At 75.3% G+C, this 3898-nt stretch carries 2 protein-coding genes and 1 pseudogene; all 3 read left to right on the top strand.

Annotation, left to right across the window (positions count from 1 at the left end):
• A pseudogene (locus tag K0M70_RS13165) lies at nt 1-571 on the top strand (hypothetical protein); the annotation flags it as partial.
• Nucleotides 568-2676 carry a hypothetical protein gene (locus K0M70_RS13160; RefSeq protein ID WP_290782677.1) on the top strand — a complete coding sequence of 703 codons (2109 nt, stop codon included), beginning with the start codon at nt 568-570 and terminating at the stop codon, nt 2674-2676. The pseudogene K0M70_RS13165 and the gene K0M70_RS13160, both read left to right, overlap by 4 nt.
• Nucleotides 2673-3898, top strand: a 1226-nt coding sequence (locus K0M70_RS13155) for a carboxypeptidase regulatory-like domain-containing protein (RefSeq protein ID WP_290782676.1), incomplete at its 3' end; no start/stop codon positions are given. The genes K0M70_RS13160 and K0M70_RS13155, both read left to right, overlap by 4 nt.

Genomic DNA, 3898 nt, shown 5'->3' with positions numbered 1-3898 from the left:
CCCCCCCCCCCCCCCCCCCCCCCCCGGGCCGGGGGGGGGCCCCCGGCCCCCGGGGCCCCCCCCCCCCGCGCTGGCGGCGTCGCTGGATATCGCCGGCATCGATGCCGCGTTGCCTGCACACCAGCGGCCCTTGGTGTGGCTGGCGCCCGGTGAGCTGCCGACAGCGCTGCTTGAGTGGATCCGATTCGGTGGCACCGCGCTTGTCGATGCCGAGGCCACCTGGCCATTGCCCGATGCCGGCACGCCGATCGGGCAAACGCCGGTCGGCCAGGCGTTGGCACGCTCGGCGGCGCTGGGTCGCGGGCGCGTGCTGCAGTTCGCGCAGCCGCTGGTGCCGGCCTCGATGCCGGAACTGCTGCAGCCGGATTTTCCGGATCGCCTGCGTGCGCTGCTTGAGACTGCTCCGCCGGCGCCCCCGCGCGCGGACGCCCGCGCCTACGCACCCCTCACCGGCGGACCGAGCTTCCCCGAGACGCCGCGCGACCTGTCGCCGTGGCTGCTCTGGCTGGCCGCGGCGCTGTTCGCGCTGGAGCGCTGGCTGGCCTCCGGCCGACGGGAGACCACGCCATGACGCTGCCGCCGGTCCTGCAGCGCGCTGTCGCGGCTGCGCGCATGCGCCAGTGGCTCAGCGCCGTGCTGATCACCCTGCCCTGGCTGGCGCTGGCGTTCGCGCTGGCGTGGCGATTGCATGTTCCGCTGCCGTGGCTGGCGTTCGGGCTGGTCGCGGTGGCGGCCACGACCATCGGGGCCTGGCGAAGCGCGCACCGCATGGACGCCCGCTGGTTTGCGCGCCAGCTCGATCGGCGCGCAGACATGCAGGACAGCGCCGACCTGCTGTTCGTCGATACAAGGCAACTCAGCGGCCTGCAGGTCCTGCAGCACGAACGCCTGCTGAAAACGCTGGGCCGCGCGCCTCCCGACCTGCGCCCCGCGTGGCCCTCGCGATGGATTGCGACCTCACTGGCAATCGCCCTGGCGCTGGCGGCAGCGGTGGTGCTGTGGCCGGGCGCGAAGCCCCTCGTCGCCGATCTGCCGCCAGGCGCGGCCGCACCGGCGGCCGTCGCCACCGACATCACCCTGGTGGCCGCGACGCTCACCGTGACGCCACCGGCCTACACCGCCCTGCCCGCGCGCGACACGAACGAGCTGTCGGCCAAGGCTCCGGAGAACTCGCAGCTGCGCTGGCGCCTTCGCCTGTCGCCGCAGCCGGCGTCGGCCGAGCTGGTCTTCCACGACGGCGAGCGCGTGGCGCTGGCGCGCGAAGGCGACGACTGGACCGCCACGCGCCTGCTGTCGCGGTCCACCCTGTACCGGGTGGTGCCGGGCGGCCCGCTGCCGCTGCGCGACCAGGCAAGGCATCGCCTGGACGCCATTCCCGACCAGCCGCCGCAGGTGCGCGTGATCGCGCCCGAGCGCAGCCTCACCGCGGCCACGCCGGACCAGCGCACGTGGGCGCTGTCGTTCGAAGCCAGCGACGACCACGGCCTGGGCGGGGCGCGTCTGGGCCTGACGCTGGCGCAGGGCAGCGGCGAACAGGTCACCGTGACCGAACGCTCGCTGGTGCTGCAGGGCGAAGGCGACGGCAAGCAGCGACGCTATGTCCGCAACATCGACCTGAAGGCCCTGGGCCTGGGTGACGGCGACGACCTGATCGTGCGCCTGGTGGTGAGCGACAACCGCGCGCCTTCGCCGCAGTCCAGCCGCAGCACGAGCCTGATCCTGCGCTGGCCGCCGCCGCCCAGCGCCGAGTCCAGCGGCATGGAAGGGCTGGTGAAAAAAACCCTGCCAGCGTACTTCCGCAGCCAGCGCCAGATCATCATCGACGCGCAAGCGCTGGTGGCTGAGCGCCCGCGCCTGGCGGCCGACAAGTTCATGCAGCGCTCGGACAGCCTGGGCGTGGACCAGCGCATCCTGCGCATGCGCTACGGCCAGTTCCTGGGCGAGGAAACCGAGGGCGAGCCCGAGCCCCCGCCGTCCGCCGACGGCGAACAGCACAGCCTCGACGACGGCCACGACCACGGCAGCGAGCCGCCCACCACGATGGGCGCGATGCCCGACGTGATGGAAGACTTCGGCCACACGCATGACGATTCGGAAGCCGCCACCCTGCTCGACCCCGAGACGCGCGAACTGCTGCGCAAGGCGCTGAACGCGATGTGGCTGTCGGAAGGCGAGCTGCGCGGCGGCAGGCCCGCGCAGGCGCTGCCGCACGCGTATCGCGCCCTGGGCTTCATCAAGCAGGTGCAGCAGGCCAGCCGCATCTACCTGGCGCGCGTGGGCCTGGAGCTGCCGCCTATCGACGAAGCGCGGCGCATGACCGGCGACCGCGCCGGCCTGGGCGACCGCCGCACCGGGCTGGTGCCGGCCGCGCCCCCGTCGTCGCCGGCGCTCGCGCTGTGGCGCTCGCTGGCAGCCACGGGCGACAGCGCCGCCGAGCGCGACGCCTTCGCGACGTGGCTGCGCGCGAACGAAACCACGGTGGACGACCCGCTGGGCCTCGTGGCCGCGCTGGATGCGCTGGCCAGCGACCCGGCCTGCGACGCCTGCCGCCAGGAACTGCGCCGCAAGCTGTGGCCGCTGCTGGCCACGCCGGCGGCCGCCGCCGCGTCGCGGTCCGCACCGGATGCCCGCGGCGCGGCCTACCTGGACGCCCTGGCGCGGGAGCGTTCGCCGTGAGCGCCGCTGCCCTGCTGGCCGCACTGCTGACCGCGGTGGTCCTGGTGGCGAGCCTGCGCCTGTTGCTGCGTGCACGCGGCAGCCGCGAGCGCGTCTGGCGCACGGCGCTGCTGCTCGCCGGCCAGGCGGCCAGTGCGACGCTGCTCTACTTCGCACTGCTGCCGCCGAAGCAGTCCACTGCGTCGGGCACGCTGGTGGTGCTGACGGCGAACGCGCCCCCCGCCGGCAAGGCATCGCCCGCCGACAGCGTGGTCGCGCTGCCGGAAGCCAGCACCGCGCTGGGCGCCGGGCGCGTGCCCGACCTGGGCACCGCGCTGCGCCGCCACCCCGGCACGCGCACGGTGCGCGTCCTCGGCGACGGCCTGCTGCCGCGCGACCGCGACGCCGCGCGCGGGCTGGCGATTTCGTTCACTCCGTCGCCGCTGCCGACATCGCTGGTAGCACTGCAGGCGCCCACGCACGCCACCGCCGGCCGCCGCTTCGACCTGCGCGGGCGCATCGAAGGTGGCGCAGCCGTGGCGGTGGACCTGCTGGATCCATCGGGCGCGCAGGTGCAGCGCGCCGTGCCCGACCCGCAGGGCCGCTTCGCGCTGCACGCCATCGCCGGGGCACCCGGCCGCGTGGACTACCGGCTGCAGTGGCGCGACGCGGACGACGCCGTGCGCGAAGACATCGCCCTGCCGCTGGACGTCACGGCCGGCGCACCGCTGCGCCTCTGGCTGCTGGCGGGTGCGCCCAGCCCCGAACTGAAGTACCTGCGCCGCTGGGCCGTGGATGCCGGCCTGGCGCTGCGCACCCAGGTGAGCGTGGGCGGCGGCGTGCAGCTGGGCGACCCGGCGCTGCCGGTGAACGCCGCCACCCTGCGCGGCTTCGACGTCGTGCTGCTGGATGAACGCGCCTGGCGCAGCCTCGGCCCAGGCGGCCGCGCCGCGCTGCGCGAAGCGGCACGCGAGGGCCTGGGCGTAATGCTGCGCATCACCGGCGACCTGTCGCAGGGCGACCGCGCCGCGCTGCGCGAATGGGGCTTCGACACCGCCGCCGCGGACCTGCCGCGCAGCGTGCGCCTGCCGGGCACCGAAACCGCCGACGCCGCCGCACGCCGCATCGACGCCAGCGACGAACTGCGCGCCACCGACACCGCACCCCTGCTGTCGCGCCGCCCGCTGGCCGCCAGCGCCGGCGACGGCGTGCCGCTGCTGCGCGACACCCGCGGCGACACGCT

The organism is Arenimonas sp., from assembly GCF_019459675.1.
GTDB lineage: Bacteria > Pseudomonadota > Gammaproteobacteria > Xanthomonadales > Xanthomonadaceae > Arenimonas.
This window is presented reverse-complemented; position numbering and strand designations above follow the sequence as displayed.